The organism is Perlabentimonas gracilis (genome assembly GCF_011174675.1).
Lineage (GTDB): Bacteria > Bacteroidota > Bacteroidia > Bacteroidales > Tenuifilaceae > Perlabentimonas > Perlabentimonas gracilis.
In genome coordinates, this window is the sequence record NZ_JAANIG010000100.1 from 1 (window position 1) to 683 (window position 683).

The 683-nt window shown below is 45.4% G+C and carries 1 protein-coding gene; it reads left to right on the top strand.

Features of this window, described 5'->3' with window-relative positions; genetic code table 11:
• Positions 1 to 561, top strand: a 561-nt coding sequence (locus G8O23_RS17250; protein ID WP_317169015.1) for a group II intron maturase-specific domain-containing protein, incomplete at its 5' end; no start/stop codon positions are given.
• Between the last annotated feature and the right edge of the window lie 122 nt (positions 562 to 683).

A 683-nucleotide genomic window follows, 5' to 3' on the forward strand; every position in this document is an offset into this window, starting at 1 on the left:
TTTCTTGCCACTAGGGGGTTGCAATTATCGCAGGAGAAAACCAAAATTACCCATGTGACAGAAGGGTTTGACTTCCTCGGACAGAACATCAGGATGTATGCCAAAAGCAAACTCCTGATGCGTCCATCCAAAGATAGCATCAAATCCGTTATGGGGAAACTCAAAGGGATTATTGTTAAACACAGGGGTTCACAGGCTGCCGTTCTAATCCGTAACCTTAACCGTGTCATTACCGGGTGGGCGAACTACCACAAGCACGCCTGTTCAAAGAAAATATTCTTCAAGCTGGACAGGATGCTGTGGCGCAACATCTGGAATTGGGCACGCAGAAGACACAACAAACTTAGTTACAGAAAGATTGTCTCACTTCTGTTTATGACAGTAGGTAACAGAAAATGGCAGTTCTTTGGCAAGTTTTCCAACGGGAATACTATTTTGCTTAGAATGTTTGCCCTCTTCAAAATCAGACGCCATAGACTAATTGCTGGGGGTGTAAATCCTTTCGACCCCTCTTGGGATGATTATATTAGTAAGAGAAAGTTGTGCCGGATTATAGCCTAAATATTCATATATTGCCGGGTGGAGCAATCTGCCTTCAGAGAGCTTGAGCCGTATGAGGTGAAAGTCTCACGTACGGTTCTTAGGGGACAAGGGCGGAGCAATCCGCCTGCGTTACCCGACAC